The organism is Streptomyces auratus, from assembly GCF_050433025.1.
Lineage (GTDB): Bacteria > Actinomycetota > Actinomycetes > Streptomycetales > Streptomycetaceae > Streptomyces > Streptomyces sioyaensis.
Map to the genome: position 1 here is coordinate 3920136 of NZ_JBNGCB010000003.1, position 21576 is coordinate 3941711.

Below are 21576 nucleotides of genomic sequence, written 5' to 3' on the forward strand. Positions count from 1 at the left end.
CGGACGGCCTTTCGCGAAGCGGCGGCCCGCCGTGCCACCCTCCCGGGCAACAATTCCTGGCCGCACCAGAGTTGACCATTCCGTCCCAGCAGTGTCATCATTGATGACAACATCGATGATTTCGGAGCGTGGGGCGGATATGACAGTGGGCAAAGGCCGGGCTGTGCGGTTGTCGCCGGAGCTGATCGTGGAGGCGGCCGTGCGGATCGCGGCGCGAGCGGAACCGGATGGGCTGACCGGACGGGCTCTGGGCGAGGAGCTGGGCGTGGACCGGTCGGCGGTGTGGCGGCATTTCGCGGACCGGGACGCACTGCTGCTGGCTGTGGGTGACCGACTGCTGGCCATGGCCGTGGAGCGGGTGCCCGACGACCTGGGGCCGCGGGAGATGCTGCAGGAGCTGGCCCGCTCCCTGGTGGAGGTCTTCGAGGCGCACCCCTACGTCGGTGCGGCCGTCGCGTGCCGGACCACCCGCGGCCCGGGGGAGTTCGCCGCGATCGAGACGATGCTCGCGGCGCTGGAGGAGATCGGTCTGGACCAGGGCAGCGTGGCCCGATACCAACGGATGCTCGCCGACACCGTGCTGGCATACGCGGGCATGCGTGCCGGGTATGCCGCGCTCCCGCAGGAGGTACGCGCCGCTGACGAGCATGCCTGGGCCGGGGCGTACGCCACCATCTCCCCCGAGCGCTATCCGGCCCTCACCACGCATCTGTCCCACCTGGCCGCGCAGGACGACGAGGCCGTCTTCCAGACGCTGATGGAAGCGTTCTGGCTGGCCGTCGACGCAACCGCCCGCGCCGCCTCCAAGGACGCCGATGTCTGACCGGCACCCCGCCGCGGAAGCCGCCGACGAGGCTGTCGATACCGACCACAAAGCCCCGCAGGGCAGCGGCCCTGAGCCGGCAGTGAAGCCCCGGCCCGCTTCCGCCCCGGACCCCGCCACCTGGATGTCCGCGCCGACCGACAGCACCCCTGGCACCTCGCGGTCCGGGAGGCCGCGGGCACGGCGCGCACTACGGCGCACCCTGATCGCGCTGCCGGTCGCGTTGGGCGTGCTGGTGGCCGGCTCCTACCTGGCCACCGCGCTGCTCGACATCCCCTCGCCGCCTACGCTGGCCCAGCTGTTGACCACCGAGCCCTCGCAGCAGGGAAACCTGTTCGCCACCCGCACCATCCGCGCCTCGGCCGCACCGGCGCCCCTGCCCGTCCACGACGAGCCGCTTCCTGCCACCGTGCCATGGAAGGGCGAGCGGGTGCCAACGGAGCAGTTTTTGGCCACCACCCATACCAATGCCTTCCTCGTCCTCAAGGACGGCCGGCTGGCCCACGAGTGGTACCGCGACGGGGTGGGCCCCACCACCCGCCTGTCCTCCTGGTCGGCCGCCAAGTCGGTGGTCTCCCTGCTCGCCGGGCAAGCCATCGAGCAGGGCAGACTCCGGGAGGACGATCGCCTGGTCGACCTCCTGCCCCAGCTGAAGACCGGCGGAGCCTACGACACCATCACCGTGCGCAACCTGCTGGACATGACCTCAGGCGTCGACGTCCCGGAGAACTACAACGAGCACTACCCGCTGACCGGTACCGCCCGGATGTACCTCACCCGTGACCTGCCCGCCTTCGCACACGACCATCGCGCCCTGCGATTCCCGCCGGGCAGCCGCGGGTCCTACCGCAGTATCGACACCGAACTCCTCGGCCAGATCCTGGCCAAGGTCGAAGGCCGACCACTGTCCGACCTTCTGGCGGACAACATCTGGGCACCTATGGGAGCCCAGGACAGCGCCACCTGGAACCTCGACCACGACAACGGCAACGAGAAGGCGTTCTGCTGCATCAACGCCACCGCGCGCGACTACGCCAAGCTCGGCCAGCTCGTCCTGAACAACGGCAGCGCCCAGGGCAAACAGATCATTCCCCTGGCATGGATCACACGCATCGCCACCCCGGCACCCCACAAAGTCGACGGCTGGGGCTACTCCGCCCAGTGGTGGCACCCCGCCGGAGGCAACGGCAAGGACTACTCCGCCCTCGGCGTGTACGGCCAGTACCTCTACGTCGACCCCGTCAGCAGGACCGTCATAGTGAAACTCAGCGACTACGGGGACCAGCAGGACGAACAGGAGACCTTCGACGCCCTGCGTGCCATCGCTCAGTCCGGCTGACCGCTACCTACTTTGCCGCCACGGGCACCCGCACCTTCTTTTGGGCTTTCAGACCTGCGGCTGCCGGTCCCCGGTGGCCGCCGCGCGGGAGAGCGCGACCACCCGGTCGAGCGTCGGCTCGCTGATGATCGTGGCGAGCTGGGCCATGAACGCCTCTTCCCGGCCGGACTCCAGCACCTCACGGCAGACACCCGCGACCATCGCGAGCAGCGACAGCGAGTCACCGCCCATCCGGTGGAAGTCCGCCTGCCCGTCGAGGCGGCAGCGCTCCACGCCCAGGGTGCGTGCCCAGACCTGGGCCACCGCCTCCTCCACCGGATCCACCGGCGCGGCCACCTCCGCGCGGAGCGGTGACCCGGCGCCCGGCTCCTCGGTGAACGGGTCCGGCAGGGCCTTCTCGTCGATCTTGCCGCTGACCGTGTACGGCAGCTCCGGCACGAGGACGATCGCGGCCGGCACCATGTAACGAGGGAGCCGTTCGGCGGCGAAAGCGGTCAACTCCTTCGGGGTCACCTCCGCGTGGGCCAGTACGTACGCGTACAGGGACTTGCCCGGTCGGCCGGGCCTGGCCCGGGCCACCACCACGACCCGGGCGGCCGCCGGGTGGCCCTCCAGGCACTGCGCCACCTCCGCCGGCTCCACCCGGTGGCCCCGCACCTTGACCTGGTTGTCGATGCGTCCGATGAACTCCAGCCCGCCCGAGGGAAGGACCCGGGCCAGATCGCCCGTGCGGTAGACCCGGGTGCCGTCCGCCAGCCTGGGGAAGCGCTCCCGGTCCAGGTCCGGGCGGCCACGGTAGCCGCGGGCCAGCTGCGCCCCGCCGAGATACATCTCGCCCACCTCACCGGGGGCGACGAACCGCCGCTGTGCATCGAGCAGAAACACCTGGGTGTTGTCGGCCGGCATCCCGATCGGCACCACGGCCCGGCTCAGATCCGTCTCCGGACGGAAGGTGTACGCCGTGCACCCGATGGTCGCCTCGGTCGGCCCGTACTCGTTGACGATCCGGCACTGGGCCCCGAACATCTCCTGCGCCCGCGCCGCGACCTCCACCCGCAGCTGCTCACCGATCACGATGATGGTGCGGAACCCCGCCGGGCGCATGTCCAGTTGCCCGATCAGATCGAGATGGGAGGGCGTCAGATTGAGCGTATTGGCGCCCGACTCCGCCAACAGGCGGCGCAGCGAGAGGTGATGGGGCTCGTCACGCAGCAGGATCACTTCGCCGCCCGCCAGCAGGGGCAGGAACACGGACGTGCCCGAGACATCGAAGGACGGCGAGGTCAGGAGCGGGAGGCGGGTTTCGGCATCCACTCCGAATTCCCTGGTGGCCCAGTGGACATAGTGCTGCAGGCTGCGGTGCTCGATCTGCACCCCCTTGGGCCGGCCCGTCGAGCCCGAGGTGTAGATCAGGTAGGCCAGGTCGTCCGGCGCCACCTCGACGTCCTCGAATGCGTCGTCCCCCGCGGCGCCGGAACGCTCCGGGTCCGCCGCCGCGGCCATCAGCTCGTCCAGCACCAGCGGCACACACCCGTCCGGTATGCAGTCGCGCTGCTCGTACGGCCGCTCCACCAGGCAGTACGCGGCCCCCGCATCGGCCAGCAGCCCGGCCAGACGGATGTCCGGATGCTGCGCATCCACCGGCAGATAGCAGGCGCCGGCCCGCAGCACCCCCCACAGCCCCGCCACCCCCGCCACCGACCGGCCGGCGAGCAGGGCGACGACGCTGCCCCGGCCGGCGCCGCGGCGGGCCAGTTCGGCGGCCACGGCATCCGCGCGGCGGCTCAGCTCGGCATAGGTGACCGTCCCCTCCGGCCCGCTGAGCGCCACCCGGTCGGGCGTCCGGCGGACCTGCTCGCGGAAGAGCCGGACCACCGAACCGTCCGTGGGCAGCGCTCGCGCGGTGTCATTGCCCGCCCAGTGGCGGTGCGCACGGGGCGACAGCGCCTCTTCGACATGGTCGAGCAGCGCCTCGGCGCGCTCCGCGACGCCGGGGCCGTCCTTCCACGCCAAGGTGATCTCGGTGTGGCCCGCGCTCTCCATCATCTCGATCGACGGCGGGCTGCCGGGACCGGTACCGCCCAGGGTGTACAGCGTCCTGGCCCGGAATCCGGCGGCGCTGAAGTCCTGGAGATCGAAGGCGCCCAGATGCGTGACGAAGCCCAGGGCGGAGAACCGGCCCTTGCGGACGGCCGCACGGTCGACCGCCGCCGACAGCAGGCGCAGCACCGGCAACGGCGCCTGCAGCAGGCGGGGTTCGGTGCGCAGCGCCAGCTCCTCCTTCGCGGACAGGGCGGTGAGCATCCTGCGATGCGTCTCCTCCCAGCCGTCCCCGGGGGCGACATCGAGCACCAGCGCCTGGGACAGCCAGGCCGTGGAACGGATCGTCGCGTCATGGCGGCGCAGATCGACCGGAACGAAGAACTGCCCCCTGCCCTCCGGTCCGTACTCCGCGGCGAGCGCGGTGGTCACCTTGGCCGTGATCGCCGGGTGACTGCCGTCGACGGTCCGGCGCCGCCAGAGCACCCCGCGCCCTCGTCGCGGCAGCTGCCCCAGCGGGGAGGGCCAGGCCAGCTTCCCCACGCCCTGCGGGATCGGCGGCAGCCCGTCCGGCAGGTCGAGCTGCCGCAGAAACTCGTCGCTGTTCCACCGCGCGGGCGCGCCCAGCGGCTGCTCACCGCGCAGCACCCGGAACACATCGACAGCCCAGGGCAGCAGGCCCCGGGCATCGGTCACGGCATGACAGGCCCGGAAGACCACGGTGACCGGATCCCCGGGAAACAGCAGCACTTCACAGGTCGGCCCCGAGGGACTCAGCGGCTTGCGCAGCGCCGGTGAGTCCAGGAGCTGCCCGTCGAACGGGCCGGGCAGGACGTGCACCAAGGGAGCGGTCCCGCTGTCCACCCAACGCCGCCCCTGCCGTCTGAGCCGGGTCCCCGGGCACGCCGTCGAGGCGGCCGCGACCGCCGTGCGGAGCTCCTCGGCATCCAGGGTCCCGTCGCCTTCGATGACGTGCTGAATGGTGTTCCGGCCGCCCATGCCCACGTACAGCCATTCCTCGGCCGACAAGGGTCTGGTGTAGGGCTGACACTCGGAAGAGTCACGCATTCCTGGCCTCCGGGGAGAAAGCCGGCTCCATGCTGCCGGTCGGCGCACATCATGCGCCCTCGGCGACTAGGGGAGCCCTTAGCTTTTGCCGAACCGGGAACTATGGAATCTAAGAATCCGCTTCGGTCCGACATGCGGCAGCCGTGCGCCCGACGTGCGCCGGACGGCGGCAGCGAGTGGTGGCCGATCGAACCGGCCCTTACGGCACCGACTGGACAGTGCTCCCGGTGGAAGCGGCGAAGCCGACGTCGCCGTTGTACTGGGCGGTGACGACGTGGCTCCCCTTGGACAGCGGATTGAACGACGTCATGGCCGTCCCGCCGACCGGCGGCACGGTCTGTGGAGTGCGCGCGGTGATGGCGACGGTGACGGTTCCGGTGGGCGCCCCGCACCGGGGGCGACGGGAGTCACGGTCGCGGTGACCGTCACCGGCTGGCCCGCCCCCCCGACGGTGTCGGGGGAGAGGCCGAGCGAACTCGCCGCCCTTTCATGCCCCTTGACGTGGTGCAGGCCCGACGGGCGCCCTACACCCAGTGCGGCACGCTGTGCCCGGCCGGGGACAGCTCCACGCCGAATTCGAGGATCGCCGAGATCGCCTGGGCGATATCGGCCGGGGACTCCACATGGACGACGGGGAACGGAAACCGGAGCAGATTCCTGGGCAGCGACGGTCCGAGGACGAGCCCGAGCCGGGTGCCGTGCGCCTGCATCTCCGCCGTGAGCGCGCCGAGTTCGGCCGGCTGCACCACGTTCCGCAGGAAGAGCTCGCCGACCTCGTCCGCCGTACGCAGCGTCTTCGCTTCCAGCGCGGAGCACAGCGGCACGGCGGGGGCGGTGAACGGGAGACCGGGCACCACACGCCGCATCCTGGCGTGCGCCTCCCCGCCGAGCGGACTGTGCACCGTGACGCGGTTGCCCTGGCTGATCCGGACGGCGCCCTCCGGGGCCTCGGCGGCAAGTCGCGCCAGTGCCTCGCCGTCCCCGGTCAGCAGCACCACCCGGTACGTTCCGCTGGTGTCCCGGCCCAGAGCGCCGCCGAACCGGACCCCACCGTGCACGGCGCCGCGGTACCACTCGGGGTCCGCGCCGGCCGGCAGAAAGGCCAGCGCGATGGCCCCCGCCCGGTCCGGGCCTTCGGTGGCGGCCTCGTCGGCCAGCGTCCGGATCAGCGCCTCGCGCGGGAGGGCGCCCGCCAGAGCGGACGCGACCATCGTCCCGATGCCCAGGCCGCCCAGCACACCGGGCCGGATCTTGTGCACCGCGAGTACGTCATGGATCCCGAGCATCGCCGTCGCCAGCGCCAGCCGGCCGATGAGGGCGCGCTCCCGCGCTCCGGCCCGTTCGTGGCCCCTGCCGAGCAGCCGCTCGGCGTCCACGCCCGTCCAGTCGGCGACCTTTTGGTACCGGTGGCGCAGCACCGGAGAGCTGTCGTAGAACGCGGCCAGTCCGCTCGGGTCGCAGGCGTCGAGATCGGTACCGCAGAGGAACGCGAGACCGGCGTCCGTCATCGGCGAACGGCCGACCGGGCCAGCGTCGGCACCAGGACGGCGGCCGCGACCAGATGCATGCACAGCAGCGTCACCTTGACACCGGTCGTGACGCCGCCTTGGACCGGGGCGATCAGGGAGAGGGCGAGGACCACGACCGCGACGGCCGTCCACACCTGGCGCGCCCGCTGGGTGAGGCGCTCCAGGAGGGCGAGCAGCGCCCAGGCAGCCAGTGAGACGACGAGGCCGGCGAGGACGACCGCGGCCGGTCCGATGTGCTGGACCGCGTCACCGGGCTTCATCCGCACATCGAGCTGCACCCCCACCAGCACCGCGGAGATCACCCACACCACGAGCGTGGCGGCGATGGTCCCGAGGACGGCCAGAACCCGGGCGGACCGTGGTGATGTCGCGGCCATGATGAACCAACCTCCTGAGGCGGACGTACAAGACCGGTACGGGCGGGGCGCAACGGGGCACCGCACCCCTGTGGTTCCTTGGGCACCGACCGCTGCACCGTGAGGCTAGGCCCGGCGCGCGGTACAGCGCCACCGGTCCGGTTCCCCCACCCCTGAGAACCGGGGAAACGCCCAGACTTCCGCCGTATCGGGCCGATAGACCTTGTGCTGGTGGTCCGGGCCCACTGGATAGTGGCGGCAGTAAGTGCTTCCCGATCCGCTCGGGACGACGGTGCCGGCCGCGGCGCGGCCGGGCCGGTCCACTGGAAAGGACGGATCACCACGATGAGTTCACCCCTTGCGGACGACGGCCTGTGGTGCCGGCGGTTCCACCCGGCCCCGGACGCGGGCCGGCGCCTGGTGTGCTTCCCGCACGCCGGCGGTTCCGCGAGCTTCTACCATCCCGTCTCGGCCGCACTCAGTCCACGCGTGGACGTGCTCGCCGTGCAGTACCCCGGGCGGCAGGACCGCCGCCAGGAACCGGCCCTCGACGACATCGGCCTCCTGGCGGACCGGATCGCCGAGGCGCTGCGAGCCTGGACCGACCGGCCGCTGACCTTCTTCGGCCACAGCATGGGCGCCCTGGTCGCCTTTGAGGTGGCACGGCGGCTGGAACGCGACGGAGACGGCCCCGTGCGGCTGTTCGCTTCCGGGCGCAGGGCGCCGTCCGCGTACCGCGACGAGCAGGTGCACCGGCGGGACGACGACGGCATCGTCGCCGAGCTGCGGGCGCTGAGCGGCACCGACGCGCGGGTCCTCGACGACGAGGAGATGCTGCGGATGGTGCTGCCCGCGCTCCGCAGCGACTACAAGGCCGTCGAGACGTACCGCAGCGAGCCCGGGGCCGTCGTGCGCTGCCCCGTCACCGTGCTCGTCGGGGACGACGACCCCAAGACGTCCCTCGACGAAGCCCGGTGCTGGGACGCGCACACGACCGACGCCTGCGACCTGCGGGTCTTCCCCGGCGGGCACTTCTATCTGGCCGACCGACCGACAGAGGTGATGGACGTGCTCGGCGAGCACTTCACCTCCGCCGCCCTTCCCCACCATGCATAGGTGCCGCCCCGCTGCCCCGACCGAGCCACCCTGGAGCCCTGACAGCCATGCCTGAACCGCTACTCACCGCGTCGGCCACGCCGGCACCGCGCACCGGGCGACGGCCCAGGGTCGGTCACATCGATTTCCTCAACTGCCTGCCGTTGTTCTGGGGACTGGCCAGAAGCGGCAGCCTGCTCGACATGGACCTGAGGAAGGACACCCCGGACGGTCTGAACGACGCACTCGTCGCGGGCACGCTCGACATCGGGCCGATCAGCCTCATGGAATTCTTCAAGCACGCCGACGACCTGGTGGCGCTGCCGGGCATCGCCGTGGGCAGCGACGGCCCCGTGGAGTCCTGCCTGATCGTCAGCCAGGTGCCGCTGGACCAGCTGGACGGCGAACCCGTCGCACTCGGGTCCACCAGCCGGACCTCGGTCCGGCTCGCCGAGCTGCTGTTCGCGGAGTCGATCGGCGTCCGGCCCGCATACTTCAGCTGCCTGCCGGACCTCGAAGCGATGATGCAGCAGGCACGGGCGGCCGTGGTCATCGGTGACGCCGCGCTGCGCGCCTCCCTGCACGAGGCGCCCCGGCTCGGCCTGCAGGTGCACGACCTGGGCCAGATGTGGCGCGACTGGACCGGACTGCCCTTCGTCTTCGCGGTCTTCGCCGCCCGCAAGGACTTCCTCGCCCGGGAGCCGGAGACCGTCCGCCGCGTACACGCCCACCTGCTGGCGTCCCGCGATCTGTCCCTCACCGAGGTCAAGACGGTCTGCGAACAGGCCGCCCGGTGGGAGGCGTTCGACGCCGAGACGCTGGAGCACTACTACACCACCGCCCTCGACTTCAGCCTCGGTGAGCGCCAGCTCGCCGGAATCGCGGAATTCGCCCGCCGGGTCGGCGGCGGACAGGCCGGCTTCCCGCCGGACGTCCGCGTCCAGCTCCTGGGCACCGACGCGATCAGCACGTGACATGACCGGCAACGAGCCCGAAAACACCCCCGGAAAGGCCGTCGACATGCCCCGACCGTCCGAAGCCACCGACCGTGGCCTCCAGTCCGTACTGGACCGTGCCGCCGAGGGCGGCAGGGTGACCCCCGAAGAGGCGCTGGACCTCTACCGCTTCGCTCCGCTGCATGCGCTGGGCACAGCGGCCGACACGATCCGCCGCCGCCGCTACGCGGGCACCGAGCACATCGCGACGTACATCATCGAGCGCAACATCAACTACACCAATGTGTGTGTGACGGCGTGCAAGTTCTGCGCCTTCTACGCCGCGCCCAAGGACACCGCCAAGGGCTGGACCCGCGATCTGGACGACATCCTGCGCCGCTGCGCGGAGACCGTCGAACTGGGCGGCACCCAGATCATGTTCCAGGGCGGGCACCACCCGGATTACGGCGTCGAGTACTACGAGGAACACTTCTCGGCGATCAAGAAGGCCTTCCCGGAGCTGGTCATCCACTCCCTCGGTGCCTCCGAGGTCGAGCACATGGCCCGGATCTCCGAGGTGTCGGTCGAGGAGGCGATCCAGCGTATTCACGCCGCCGGGCTCGACTCCTTCGCGGGCGCCGGCGCCGAGCTGCTGCCGGCCCGGGCCCGCAAGGCCATCGCGCCGCTGAAGGAGTCCGGCGAGCGCTGGCTTGAGATCATGGAGGTGGCGCACGGCCTCGGCGTCGAGTCGACCTCCACGATGCTGATGGGCACCGGCGAGACCAACGCCGAGCGCATCGAGCACATCCGCATGATCCGCGACGTCCAGGACCGCTCCCACGGCTTCCGGGCGTTCATCCCCTACACCTACCAGCCCGAGAACAACAAGCTGAAGGGCCAGACCCAGGCGACGGTCTTCGAGTACCTGCGCATGCTGGCCATCGCGCGGATCTTCCTGGACAACGTCCCGCACATCCAGGGGTCCTGGCTGACCGTCGGCAAGGAGGCCGGCCAGCTTGCCCTGCACTACGGCGCCGACGACCTCGGCTCGGTGATGCTGGAGGAGAACGTGGTCTCCTCGGCCGGCGCCAAGCACCGCTCCAACCGTATGGAACTGCTGCAGCTGATCCGGGCGGCCGACCGGGTCCCGGCCCAGCGCGCCACGACCTACGAGCACCTTCTCGTGCACGACGACCCGGCCAACGACCCGGTCGACGACCACGTCGTCTCCCATCTGTCCTCCACCGCCCTCGACGGCCTGGACGAGGCGCGCAGCCACCCCGAACTGAAGGTGATCGGGGCGAGCTGACGGCCTCGTCCTCGGTGCCGCGCGGCGCGACGGCCCTTCCCACACGGTGACCGGATCACTCGGCTGATCCGGTCACCGTTGTGCTGGGGGCAGGACGCCGACTGCTGTGCCGGGTGCGGGACGCCGCCGACTGCCGGCCGGCCGCCCACGCCGACAGGCCGGTTCCCGAAGACATCTCTTCGGGAACCGGCCTGTGCGCTGCGTGTCCGGCGTTCCTACGTGTCCGGCGGGCCCGCCGGCCCGGTCAGGCCGACTCGGCCTCCGGTCCGTACACCTCCACCTCGTCCTTGACGCGCCGTACGTGGATGCACTCGCCCGGGCAGTCCTTCGCCGAGTCCGCGACATCCCGGATCAGATCCAGCGGCAGCGGCACGGTGGCCCGGGGCGCCTGGCGCAGCTCGTCGTCCTCCCCCTTCACATAGGCGAGGCCGTCGATGTCCAGCTCGAAGACCTCCGGCGCGTACTCCACGCAGATGCCGTCTCCGGTGCACAGGTCCTGGTCGATCCAGACCTCGAGTTCGTCGTTGTTCACGTTCACGTTGGTGGACATACCGCCTGCCTGCCGATCGTGGTCTTGGTCTGTGGTTTCGGGCGCTGGGGCCGGCGGGCTTCAGACCCGCATGGGCTGGGGCGACTCACGGCGCTCGGGGTCCGGGCCCGGGTACTCGCGGATGGTCTCGTAGCGGGTGTTGCGCTCGACGGGGCGGAAGCCGGCGTCCCGGATCAGGTCGAGAATGTCCTCGCGGGTCAGCTTGTCCGGCGTACCGAAGTCGTCCGCGTCATGCGTGATCTTGTACTCGACCACCGAACCGTCCATGTCGTCGGCGCCGTGGTTCAGGGCCAGTTGAGCCGTCGACACCCCGTGCATGACCCAGAAGACCTTGACGTGCGGCACGTTGTCGAAGAGGAGCCGGGAGACCGCGAAGGTCTTCAGCGCCTCCGCGCCCGAGGCCATGGTGGTCCGGGCCTGGAGCTTGTTGCGGACCTTGCCGTCCTGCATGTCGACGAAGTCGTGCTGGTAGCGCAGCGGGATGAAGACCTGGAAGCCGCCGGTCTCGTCCTGGAGCTCACGCAGCCGCAGCACGTGGTCGACGCGGTGGCGGGGCTCCTCGATGTGCCCGTACAGCATCGTCGAGGGGGTCTTCAGGCCCTTCTCGTGGGCGAGGCGGTGGATGCGCGACCAGTCCTCCCAGTGGGTGCGGTGGTCGACGATGTGCTGGCGCACCTCCCAGTCGAAGATCTCGGCGCCGCCGCCGGTCAGCGACTCCAGACCGGCGTCGATCAGCTCGTCGAGGATCTCGGAGGCACTCAGCCCGGAGATGGTCTCGAAGTGGTGGATCTCGGTGGCGGTGAAGGCCTTCAGGGAGACGTCCGGCAGCGCCTTCTTCAGCTCGCGCAGCGACCGCGGGTAGTAGCGCCACGGCAGCGTCGGGTGCAGACCGTTGACGATGTGCAGCTCGGTGAGGTTGTCGTTCTCCATCGCCTTGGCGAGGCGGACGGCCTCCTCGATCCGCATCGTGTACGCATCCTGCTCGCCCGGCTTGCGCTGGAAGGAGCAGTACGCACAGGAGGCGGTGCACACATTCGTCATGTTCAGGTGACGGTTCACATTGAAGTGGACGACATCGCCGTTCTTGCGCGTCCGCACCTCGTGCGCCAGCCCGCCCAGCCATGCCAGGTCGTCACACCCGTAGAGAGCGATACCGTCCTCGCGGGACAGCCGCTCTCCCGCATAGACCTTCTCCTCCAGCTCACGCTTGAGTCCTGCGTCCATCCCCAACTACCTTCCTAGTGCTTGACCTTGGCAAAGAGTGCTCACAGGCGCTGATGGCATCGCCTTAGTAGATTCCTTCGGGAGCGGCCCGGGAGACCTGCAGCGGTTGTACGTTCGCCACCCCGTCGCAGGGCCAGTCGGCCGAGGTGCGGTACCGCGCGGCCTGGTCGCGTTCGAGGATGTTGGGCAGGAAGAGATCCTCGTGCAACACCGTGAGCCGGACCTGCCCCACGTCCCCGTAGCCCACCGTCCGCGTCGGATCCTTCTTGTCGACGACGGCCATGGTCACCTGCGGATAGTGCGGGACGTACGGAAGGACGTCGCCGTCCTCCTCCGCGGGCAGGCCCATGGCACAGCCGAAGGTGTTCCCGTAGGCCGTCCCGATCGGACCGCCGTCCAGCGCCCCGGCGAACTCCCGGTACATCGCCGGCACGATCTGTGTGCCGCCGAGTCCGACGCCGTCGAGCTGCTCGACCAGTTCCGGACGCTGCCGCACCAGCGCCTGGAACAGCGCCGGCGTCGTCTCCAGGTAGTCGATCCGCCGACTGCTCATGAGGTCCGTGATCTGGTCGACGACATGATCGACATAGTGGTTGACCTCGGCCAGCCGGCACCCCCGGATGAGCTGTTTGATCCAGCGCGGGTCGAGGTCGATCCCGTAGACGACCGACGCATACAGATGGGCGATCTGCGCGGCGCCCTCGCCCACCACATGCGGCCCTCCGGGAGTGGCGTAGACCCAGCTGCGGCCCGGTTCGAAACCTGCGGTGACCAGGCCGAACCGGCGCCAGCGGGAGTGGTGGTCGAGCATCGGCCGGGTGTAGAAGACATGGCACGGCCGGCCGGTGGTGCCACCCGAGTCGAAGACGCGCCCCGACAGCGGGCGCGGCACGGCCTGCGGGACCAGGTCGACGGGGTCGAGGTCCCGCAGCGCGGCGAGTGTGAAGTGACCGAACGCCGACAGTTCGGTGTAGTGCGTGATGTCGAGCGGGTCGAAATCCAGCTCGTCACGGCGCTTGAGCCAATAGGGACTCCCGGTGTCCGGAGCGAAGTGGCGCCGTACGACATGCCGGGTCCACGCGTCGAGGTCCATGGACAGCCAGCGCTCCATGCGGGAGGTGTCCAGTGGTGCGGTGGTCGGCGGCATCGCCGTTCCTTTCCTGCCGGGAAGGCCGCAGTCGCGCGCGGATCTGCGGGAGCCGGGCTGCCGCCCGCGTCACCCGGCCGGACCGGCACCGGGGTGCAGTCCGACACGGCGACGCCGGCGGCCCCTCTTCATACTCGCCGAGTCCACTCTGGGGAATTCCCCATACCCACAACGGGTTTCCTGGGAGGGACGGCGCCGGAGCTCCGCGCCGGCTGCCCGAACGAACCCCGGCGGAGGGGACCCATGGCCCAGCGGCTGACGATCGCCCACTCACCGTGTCCCAATGACACCTTCGCGTTCCATGCCTGGTCCCACGGGTTGCTCCCGGAGGCTCCCGGCCTCGTGGTGACCATCGCGGACATCGACGTCACCAACGGCCTCGCGGAACGCGGCGCCGCGGATCTGCTCAAGATCTCCTATGCGGCCCTGCCGTACGTCCTGGACGAGTACGCGCTGCTGCCGTGCGGCGGCGCACTGGGCCATGGTTGCGGGCCACTGGTCCTCACCCGGCCCGAGGACGGCCCGGCCGGCTCCGGCCCGGAGCGGCTGGCCGGGCGGAGCGTCGCGGTGCCCAGCGTGCGCTCGACCGCCTACCTGCTGTTCCGCCTGTGGGCGGCGCGAGCCGTGCCGGGCGGCGTGGGCGAGATCGTGGTGATGCCCTTCCACGAAATCATGCCCGCGGTCCGGGACGGCGCGATCGACGCCGGACTCGTCATCCACGAGGCCCGCTTCACCTACCAGCAGTACGGGCTGCACCGCCTCGCCGACATGGGCGAGGAATGGGAGGCGGTCACCGGCCGGCCGATCCCCCTCGGGGCGATCGTCGCCCGACGGGACCTCGGGGAGGACCGCCTGCGGGCAGTGGCCCGCGCCGCCACCGACTCCGTCCGCTTCGCCTGGGACAACCCGTCGGCATCCCGTCCCTACGTCCGCGAACACGCCCAGGAGATGGCCCCGGACGTGATCGACCAGCACATCGGCCTGTATGTGAACGACTACACCGCCGCCCTCGGCGAGGACGGCTACGCAGCAGTGCGCGAACTGCTCGGCCGGGCCGCCACCGAGGGCCTCGTGCCGCCGGTGACCCCCGGGGCACTGGACTTTCCCGGACCGCGCCAGATCACCACTCAAGGATCTTTGGAACTTTAAGTTACCGTCCGGCAACCACTTGACGTCATTCCCCGCGGCAAGAAGACTGCCGCCCAGCGGTCGACATTGTCGAACAGTGGACGGGAATCGGAGTAGCCGCGCTCCGATCGGGGCTATTGCCTGGGCGCGGTCGCCGAGCCGAATCGGCGCTGCCCTGCACCAGTTGGCTCCTCTGTACATCGGGCCCCGCCGCCCCGCACCGTACTGAGCCGCTCCAGGAGCAACCGTGACCGACGCGCACACCGCCGGGCCGTTCATCGCCGCCATCGACCAGGGCACCACATCAAGCCGCTGCATCATCTTCGACCGGGACAGCCGGATCGTCTCCATCGACCAGAAGGAGCACGAGCAGATCTTCCCCAGGCCGGGGTGGGTGGAGCACAACGCCAGTGAGATCTGGACCAACGTCGAGGAGGTCGTCGCCGGCGCCCTCGACAAAGCCGGAATCACCCGGGGCCTCAGGGCGATCGGCATCACCAACCAGCGCGAGACCACCGTCCTTTGGGACAAGAACACCGGCGAGCCGGTGCACAACGCCATCGTCTGGCAGGACACCCGCACCGACGCGCTGTGCAAGGAGCTCGGCGGCGACGTCGGCCAGGACCGGTTCCGCCGTGAGACCGGCCTGCCGCTGACCTCTTACTTCTCCGGCCCCAAGATCCGCTGGCTCCTGGACAACATCGCCGGCCTGCGCGAGCGCGCCGAACGCGGCGAGATCCTCTTCGGGACCATGGACTCCTGGGTCATCTGGAACCTCACCGGTGGCCCGTACTGCGGCGTCCACGTCACCGACGTCACCAACGCCTCCCGCACCATGCTCATGAACCTGCACACCCTGGAGTGGGACGAGCGCATCCTCGCCGCAATGGACATTCCGGCCACCATCCTGCCGCGGATCCGCTCCTCCGCCGACGTGTACGGCATGGCCGGCGGAGCCCTGTACGGCGTGCCGGTCGCCTCCGCGCTCGGCGACCAGCAGGCGGCGCTGTTCGGCCAGACCTGCTTCTCCGAGGGCGAAGCCAAGGCCACGTACGGCACCGGCACCTTCCTGCTGATGAACACCGGCCGCCGGCCCGTCAGATCCCACAGCGGATTGCTGACCACGGTCGGCCACCGGATCGGCCGGCGGGCGCCGGTCTACGCACTGGAGGGCTCCATCGCGGTCACCGGCTCGCTGGTCCAGTGGATGCGCGACCAGTTGGGACTGATCAGCACCGCCGCGGAGATCGAGACCCTGGCCAGGTCGGTGGGGGACAACGGTGGCTGCTACTGCGTCCCTGCCTTCTCCGGACTGTTCGCCCCCTACTGGCGCTCCGACGCCCGCGGCATGATCGCGGGCCTGACCCGATACGTCACCAAGGCGCATATCGCCCGCGCCGTACTCGAAGCCACCGCCTGGCAGACCCGCGAGATCGTCGACGCGATGCACAAGGACTCCGGCGTTGACCTGACTGCGCTGAGGGTCGACGGCGGCATGACCTCCAACAACCTGCTGATGCAGACGATCTCCGACGCCCTCGACGCGCCCGTGGTGCGCCCGATGGTCGCCGAGACCACGTGCCTCGGCGCCGCCTACGCCGCCGGCCTGGCTGTGGGCTTCTGGCCGGACACCGACGCGCTGCGCGCCAACTGGCGCCGCGCCGCCGAGTGGACGCCCCGGATGGACGCGGCCGAACGCGACCACGAATACCAGCTCTGGCACAAGGCAGTCGAGCGGACCTTGGGCTGGATCGGAGAGGACCACTGAGGAAGGAATGAACAGAGTCTCAGCGAGGTCACAGGCATGCGTCCCTGCCGGCCCATCGGCACTGCCGCCGCCCGGGCTTCCCGAACCGGCGTGCCGGCACGCCGTGATCGCCCTGCCCGCCGAGAAGCGCCACGTGCGGACCGTACGCCGCTTCGTCCTGGCTCACCTGAACCGCTGGGGTGTGGCCGAAGAAGACCGGGACCGCATCGCACTCATCGTCGGGGAGCTGGCCGCCAACTCGGCCTGCCACGGACGGTCCGAGATGACGGTGCACCTGTCCCTGGCCGGCCGGGACGTGTGCATCGACGTCCTCGACACCGGCCAGCCGCCCGGGCTGCGCCCGCGCTCCACCAGACCGCGGGACGAATGCGGCCGTGGCCTGGGCATCGTCAGCGTTCTGGCCGACTGGACCGAGACACGGCACCCGCGCCACGGCTGGCGCGCCCGCGCCGGTCTCCGTGTCGCTCTGCCTGCCTGCGCTGCGGCCTGATACGCCCACCGCATGATCCGACCCGCGGGTCGGCGGCCGGCGCCGGTTCCGCGTACGCCGCCACGAACTCTGCAGCCCTCCATGGCGGGCAGCGCCTGCGCGACGATCCGTGCCGCTCTGCTCGTGCTGCGGTCCGTCCCGAACCCTCGACAAGGTTCATCGTCCCAGTTGCCGCCCCGGCCCCGCGGCCGGTCTGCGCACCGTCCGAACCGACGGCAGTCAGACCCGCCCGCGGGGGCGCCCCGGGCCCCTACCCCTCCACGGTCACCGGCACCGCCTGCGCACGGACCGCGTCGACGAGTTCCATCGTGGCGATCGCCTCCTGCCGCCACCGGGCCTCCCCGGGGTCGGCCGCGGCGCCGCCGGCGGCCACGGCCGCGGCGAATCCGGCGAGGGACCGGCTGAGCTGATCCGCCGCCGGGAGCGTGAACTTCTCGACATGGTCCTGTTCCTCCAGCACCAGCACCGGCTGGTACCCGGCCGGCGGGGTGAACGCCCGGTCCACCGTGACCTTCGCCCCCGCGCCCCACAGGGAGTAGAACGAGCCGTAGGCGTGCTCAAAACCGAACTCGACGCTCGCCAGCACACCGGACGGTGACACCAGCAGCGCTTGGCCCGACAGATCGAGCCCGTCGGACCGCCGCACACGCGTCGTGGCGCCCGCCACCCGCAGCCCGGGACCCAGCAGCATCGCGGCCGCTCGTAGGGGATACACCCCGGCATCCAGCAGCGCACCGCCACCGAGTCCGGGCACATACCGGATGTCCTGCGCGGGGAGTGGCGGGAAGCAGAACGCGCCGCGGAACGAGCGCAGCCCCCCGAGCCGCCCCTCGGCGATCAGGGCCGCGACCGCGTCATGCTGCGGATGGTGCAGGAACATGAAGTTCTCCCGCAGCACCAGGTCACGGTCCTCGGCCAGGGCGACCACGGCCCGGGCCTCGTCCGCCGTCGTGGCGATCGGCTTCTCGACCAGGACGTGCTTGCCCGCGTGCAGCGCCCGGGCCGCCCACTCGCCGTGCAGCGACGGCGGCAGGGAGATGTAGACGGCGTCGATGTCGTCGCGTTCCAGGAGCGCTTCCGTGGTGGCGGCGGCGCAACCGAACCGGTCGGCGAACCGCTGGGTGCGCTCCGGACTGCGGCCGCCCACCGCGACGAGTTCGGTCTCCGGGCAGTCCGACATCGCCGGAAGCACCCGCCGCCACCCGAAGGACGACGTACCCAGCGCACCGAAGCGCACCGGCTTCGTCCCGGCACCCGTGTCGCTGCGGTCGAGGGACGGGCCGGTACGCGCGGACAGCTGCTGTGGGGGAGTGGTTCGCTGAGCGGGCACGGAGTCATCCAATGGAAATCCTCGGGGGCTGAGGCGGGGCGGTCTGCCACCACCCAGGTAATCGGTGGGCGGCCCTACGGCCACGGAACGCCGGCCCTGCCGTCACAGCCGGGCCCGGGGGAATCAGCCCCAGGTCACCGGCAGTTCGTACACGCCGTAGTGCATCGCGGTCTCCCGCAGGGGCACCTGCTGCGCGGGCACCGTGAGCCGCAGATCCGGGAAGCGGTCGAACAGCTTCTGGAAGCCGATGCGCAGCGACGCCCTCGCGAGGTGCTGTCCCAGGCACTGGTGGATCCCGAAGCCGAACGCCAGATGCCGGCGCGAGGGGCGGTCGATGTCGAACTCGTCGGCGTTCTCGAAGTACCGCGGATCACGGTTGGCCGAGGGCAGCGAGAGCACCACCGTCTGACCGGCCTTGATGGTCCGGCCGCCGATCTCGACATCCTCCAGCGCCACCCGGCTCGCCCCGAAGTGAGAGATCGTCAGATAGCGCAGCAGCTCCTCGACGGTGTTCTCCATCAGCTCCGGCCGCTCCCGCACCTTCGCCAGCTGCTCGGGGTGCTCCAGCAGCGCGAAGGTGCCCAGCGCGAACATGTTGGGAGTGGTGTCCAGCGCACCGCCGATGGCGATCCAGGCGATGTTGAACATCTCCTGTTCGGTCAGCTCGCCGGTCGCGATGAGCTGACCGAGCAGGTCGTCCCCCGGATCGCCGGCGAAGCGCTCGGCCATCATCCGCTCCAGCGTGGCATTGAGCTCGGTGTTGTGATGGATGAACTCTTCAAGCGTGTAGTCGATCCGCATGATGACCGAGAAGTGCTCCGCCAGGGCCGTCAGATCGCTCTCCGACACCCCCATGATGGAGCAGGTCGACCTGGCGGGGATCTTCTCCGCGAAGACCTTCACCAGGTCCACCGGCGGCTCCATCTCCGCCATTTCGTCGAGCACTCCGTCGATGATCCGTTCCAGCGTGGGCTCGTACTGCTGGATCTTGCGTACGGTGAAGAACCCGGTCAGCAGCCGCCGGTAGCGGGTGTGCTCCGGAGCGTCCATCCGCACGAAGTTGCCCGGTGCGGAGGGCTCGGGGGAGTACTCCTCCACCTCGAACGGCGGCGAGTGCACCAGCGCCAGCAGCTCGCTGCGGTGGCTGAACCGCGGGTCCGTCATGATCTGGCGGATGTGATCATGCCGGGTGATCAGCCAGCCGTCCTTCTCGCGCGGCGACAGCTCGAAGGTCACCGGGCTGATCGGGTCCTCCTCGCGCAGCTGCGCGTATTCGGCGGCCGGATCGAAAGGGCAGGTGCGCTTGTACGGGATCACCGGCGCTTTCGGCTCGTAAACCATGACTCCTCCGTTGCTGTTGGTGGCCACTGGGGTGCCGCGCTCGGGGCCCGTGCGCAGCGGGCAGCCGCACCGGGTACGACGGGCGGCCGTCGCAGACCGAAGACACTGGTCCGGTTCGGGAAGCGGGACAGCTCGATGCCGTGCTCCACGGGGGCGGGTGGTGGCCGGTCGAGTCTGCGGTCGAGGGCAGGTCCGCACTACGGGGTGCGCGAGCGGCGTCCCGGGGTAGTGGATCCCATGGCGACTCCCCTTTCGGTGTGGCCCGAGCCCGATGACAGCCACAGCCCAGCACGGACCGGTCAGAGGGAGCCAGTCCGGTGGGGGAACTCTAGGGAATTGCCAGTCGGGGCGCCCGGCGCAACGGCGCCGTGAGGGGGCCTTCCGGGCCTGTTCATCGGGCGGTTTGCCGGACCCGGCCGGAGCGTCCCGCGAGGCAGGGCCGCACGGCCGCGGGACGGCCGGTGTACGGCGCCCGTACCCACCATCGCACCACGCCCCCCGCCGCCTACTGCGGAGGGTTCCCGTGCTTGCGCGGCGGCAGGTCGGCCTGCTTGGTGTGCAGCATCGCAAAGGAGCGGATCAGCACCGCTCTGGTCTCGCCGGGGTCGATGACGTCGTCCACCAGACCCCGTTCGGCGGCGTAATAGGGGTGCATCAGCTCGGACTTGTACTCCTTGACCATCCGGGCCCGCATCGCCTCGGGATCGTCGGCCGCCGCGATCTCCTTGTGGAAGATGACGTTGGCGGCACCCTCGGCGCCCATCACCGCGATCTCGTTCGTCGGCCAGGCATAGGACAGGTCCGCGCCCACGGAACGGGAGTCCATGACGATATAGGCTCCGCCGTAGGCCTTGCGCAGGATCAGCTGGATCCGGGGAACGGTGGCGTTGCAGTACGCGTACAGCAGCTTGGCCCCGTGGCGGATGATGCCCCCGTGCTCCTGACCGACGCCCGGCAGGAATCCGGGCACGTCCAGCAGTGTCAGCAGCGGGATGTTGAACGCGTCGCAGTGCTGGACGAACCGGGCCGCCTTTTCCGAGGCATGGACGTCCAGCACACCGGCGAGCGACCGGGGCTGGTTCGCGACGACGCCGACGACCTCCCCGCCGAGCCGGGCCAGCGCACACACCACGTTCGTCGCCCAGCGCTCCTGGACCTCCATGAACTCGCCGTGGTCGGCGATCTCCTCGATGACCTCGCAGACGTCGTACGGCTTCTTGCCGTCCGCCGGGACCAGGTCCAGCAGGCGGTCGCAGCGACGGTCTACCGGGTCGGTGGTGGGGACGGTCGGCGGCCGCTCCCGGTTGTTGCCGGGCAGCAGCGACAGCAGATAGCGCACGTCGTCGAGGCAGGTCTGCTCGTCGTCGTAGGCGAAGTGGGAGACACCGGAGATCTCGGAGTGGACGTCGGCGCCGCCGAGACCGTTCTGAGTGATCTTCTCGCCGGTCACCGCCCGGACGACATCGGGGCCGGTGATGAACATCTGCGAGGTGTCACGGACCATGAAGACGAAGTCGGTGAGTGCGGGGGAGTAGGCGGCGCCGCCGGCACACGGGCCGAGCATCACGGAGATCTGCGGGATGACGCCCGAGGCGCGGGTGTTGCGGTGGAAGATGCCGCCGTAGCCGGCCAGCGCCACGACGCCCTCCTGGATGCGGGCCCCGGCGCCGTCGTTGAGGGAGACGAGCGGGGCGCCGGCCGCCAGCGCCATGTCCATGATCTTGTGGATCTTGGCGGCATGGGACTCGCCCAGCGCGCCGCCGAAGATCCGGAAGTCGTGCGCATAGACGAACACCGTCCGGCCGTGCACCAGTCCCCACCCGGTGACCACACCGTCGGTGTACGGCCTCCGGGCCTCCAGACCGAACCCGCTGGCACGGTGCCGGCGCAACGGCTCGACCTCGGTGAAGGACCCCTCGTCCAGCAACAGGCCGATCCGCTCACGAGCGGTCAGCTTGCCCTTGGCGTGCTGCGCCCTGGTCGCACGCTCACCGGGTCCGTTCCGGGCCTGCTCGTGGAGGGCGTGGAGTTCGGCCACCCGCCCCCGGGCCTCGTGCGGCACTCGCTCGGCGGGGCCTTGCTCGCAGTAGGTCATCGGCAGCGA

At 70.4% G+C, this 21576-nt stretch carries 17 protein-coding genes and 1 pseudogene; 8 read left to right on the top strand and 10 right to left on the bottom strand.

What is annotated here, in order from left to right; genetic code table 11:
* The first annotated feature begins 139 nt into the window (after nucleotides 1-139).
* Entirely contained in the window at nucleotides 140-823 is a 684-nt protein-coding gene (locus tag BKA18_RS36265) for a TetR/AcrR family transcriptional regulator (RefSeq protein WP_366048046.1), read from the top strand.
* Nucleotides 816-2162 (top strand): serine hydrolase domain-containing protein, encoded by a 1347-nt coding sequence (locus BKA18_RS36270; protein WP_366048044.1) that lies wholly within the window; start codon nucleotides 816-818, stop codon nucleotides 2160-2162. The genes BKA18_RS36265 and BKA18_RS36270 overlap by 8 nt, the downstream gene beginning before the upstream one ends.
* 48 nt (nucleotides 2163-2210) lie before the next feature.
* Here the strand turns inward: BKA18_RS36270 and BKA18_RS36275 are convergent, their stop codons facing one another.
* The 4 genes and pseudogenes from BKA18_RS36275 to BKA18_RS36290 form a co-directional block, all read right to left on the bottom strand.
* Nucleotides 2211-5231 (bottom strand): non-ribosomal peptide synthetase, encoded by a 3021-nt coding sequence (locus BKA18_RS36275; RefSeq protein ID WP_366048043.1) that lies wholly within the window; start codon nucleotides 5229-5231, stop codon nucleotides 2211-2213.
* Between the two features lie 238 nt (nucleotides 5232-5469).
* Nucleotides 5470-5643: pseudogene (locus BKA18_RS36280) on the bottom strand (hypothetical protein); the annotation flags it as partial.
* A 151-nt stretch (nucleotides 5644-5794) separates the two neighbouring features.
* The gene (locus tag BKA18_RS36285) at nucleotides 5795-6778 is read right to left on the bottom strand and encodes an ACP S-malonyltransferase (protein WP_366048042.1); all 984 of its coding nucleotides are present in this window, start codon (nucleotides 6776-6778) and stop codon (nucleotides 5795-5797) included.
* On the bottom strand, nucleotides 6775-7176 hold the full coding sequence (locus BKA18_RS36290) for a DUF6069 family protein (protein ID WP_366048041.1): 402 nt from the start codon (nucleotides 7174-7176) through the stop codon (nucleotides 6775-6777). The genes BKA18_RS36285 and BKA18_RS36290 overlap by 4 nt, the downstream gene beginning before the upstream one ends.
* Before the next feature lie 324 nt (nucleotides 7177-7500).
* Between BKA18_RS36290 and BKA18_RS36295 the strand changes: the two genes are divergently transcribed.
* The 3 genes from BKA18_RS36295 to mqnC are packed head-to-tail and all read left to right on the top strand — an operon-like array spanning nucleotide 7501 to nucleotide 10494.
* Nucleotides 7501-8271: a thioesterase II family protein gene (locus BKA18_RS36295; RefSeq protein WP_366048040.1), complete on the top strand. Its 771-nt coding sequence runs from the start codon at nucleotides 7501-7503 to the stop codon at nucleotides 8269-8271.
* Nucleotides 8272-8318: 47 nt separating this feature from the next.
* Entirely contained in the window at nucleotides 8319-9224 is a 906-nt protein-coding gene (locus tag BKA18_RS36300) for a menaquinone biosynthetic enzyme MqnA/MqnD family protein (RefSeq protein WP_006608179.1), read from the top strand.
* A 46-nt stretch (nucleotides 9225-9270) separates the two neighbouring features.
* Nucleotides 9271-10494, top strand: coding sequence for a cyclic dehypoxanthinyl futalosine synthase (gene mqnC / locus BKA18_RS36305; RefSeq protein WP_366048078.1), 1224 nt, complete (start codon nucleotides 9271-9273; stop codon nucleotides 10492-10494).
* 244 nt (nucleotides 10495-10738) lie between these two features.
* On the opposite strand, the gene BKA18_RS36310 is transcribed toward mqnC, so the two are convergent.
* The 3 genes from BKA18_RS36310 to BKA18_RS36320 form a co-directional block, all read right to left on the bottom strand.
* Complete coding sequence (locus BKA18_RS36310; RefSeq protein ID WP_006608177.1) at nucleotides 10739-11044, bottom strand: ferredoxin; 306 nt, start codon at nucleotides 11042-11044, stop codon at nucleotides 10739-10741.
* A gap of 60 nt (nucleotides 11045-11104) precedes the next feature.
* Entirely contained in the window at nucleotides 11105-12268 is a 1164-nt protein-coding gene (mqnE, locus tag BKA18_RS36315; RefSeq protein ID WP_006608176.1) for an aminofutalosine synthase MqnE, read from the bottom strand.
* 64 nt (nucleotides 12269-12332) lie between these two features.
* Nucleotides 12333-13415 (bottom strand): arylcarboxylate reductase, encoded by a 1083-nt coding sequence (locus BKA18_RS36320; protein ID WP_366048155.1) that lies wholly within the window; start codon nucleotides 13413-13415, stop codon nucleotides 12333-12335.
* A gap of 243 nt (nucleotides 13416-13658) precedes the next feature.
* Here BKA18_RS36320 and BKA18_RS36325 point away from each other — a divergent pair, with 243 nt between their 5' ends.
* The 3 genes from BKA18_RS36325 to BKA18_RS36335 all read left to right on the top strand — a co-directional run bounded on the left by BKA18_RS36325 (nucleotide 13659) and on the right by BKA18_RS36335 (nucleotide 16801).
* Nucleotides 13659-14564, top strand: coding sequence for a 1,4-dihydroxy-6-naphtoate synthase (locus tag BKA18_RS36325; RefSeq protein ID WP_366048156.1), 906 nt, complete (start codon nucleotides 13659-13661; stop codon nucleotides 14562-14564).
* 226 nt (nucleotides 14565-14790) lie between these two features.
* Nucleotides 14791-16311 carry a glycerol kinase GlpK gene (gene glpK / locus BKA18_RS36330; RefSeq protein WP_366048157.1) on the top strand — a complete coding sequence of 507 codons (1521 nt, stop codon included), beginning with the start codon at nucleotides 14791-14793 and terminating at the stop codon, nucleotides 16309-16311.
* A gap of 7 nt (nucleotides 16312-16318) precedes the next feature.
* A complete protein-coding gene (locus BKA18_RS36335) occupies nucleotides 16319-16801 on the top strand; it encodes an ATP-binding protein (RefSeq protein WP_366048158.1) in 483 nt (160 codons plus the stop codon).
* Between the two features lie 250 nt (nucleotides 16802-17051).
* Here the strand turns inward: BKA18_RS36335 and BKA18_RS36340 are convergent, their stop codons facing one another.
* The 3 genes from BKA18_RS36340 to BKA18_RS36350 all read right to left on the bottom strand — a co-directional run bounded on the left by BKA18_RS36340 (nucleotide 17052) and on the right by BKA18_RS36350 (nucleotide 21567).
* Complete coding sequence (locus tag BKA18_RS36340) at nucleotides 17052-18131, bottom strand: Gfo/Idh/MocA family protein (RefSeq protein WP_366048159.1); 1080 nt, start codon at nucleotides 18129-18131, stop codon at nucleotides 17052-17054.
* Nucleotides 18132-18254: 123 nt separating this feature from the next.
* The gene (locus BKA18_RS36345) at nucleotides 18255-19472 is read right to left on the bottom strand and encodes a cytochrome P450 (protein WP_366048160.1); all 1218 of its coding nucleotides are present in this window, start codon (nucleotides 19470-19472) and stop codon (nucleotides 18255-18257) included.
* A gap of 505 nt (nucleotides 19473-19977) precedes the next feature.
* Nucleotides 19978-21567, bottom strand: coding sequence for an acyl-CoA carboxylase subunit beta (locus tag BKA18_RS36350; protein ID WP_366048161.1), 1590 nt, complete (start codon nucleotides 21565-21567; stop codon nucleotides 19978-19980).
* Between the last annotated feature and the right edge of the window lie 9 nt (nucleotides 21568-21576).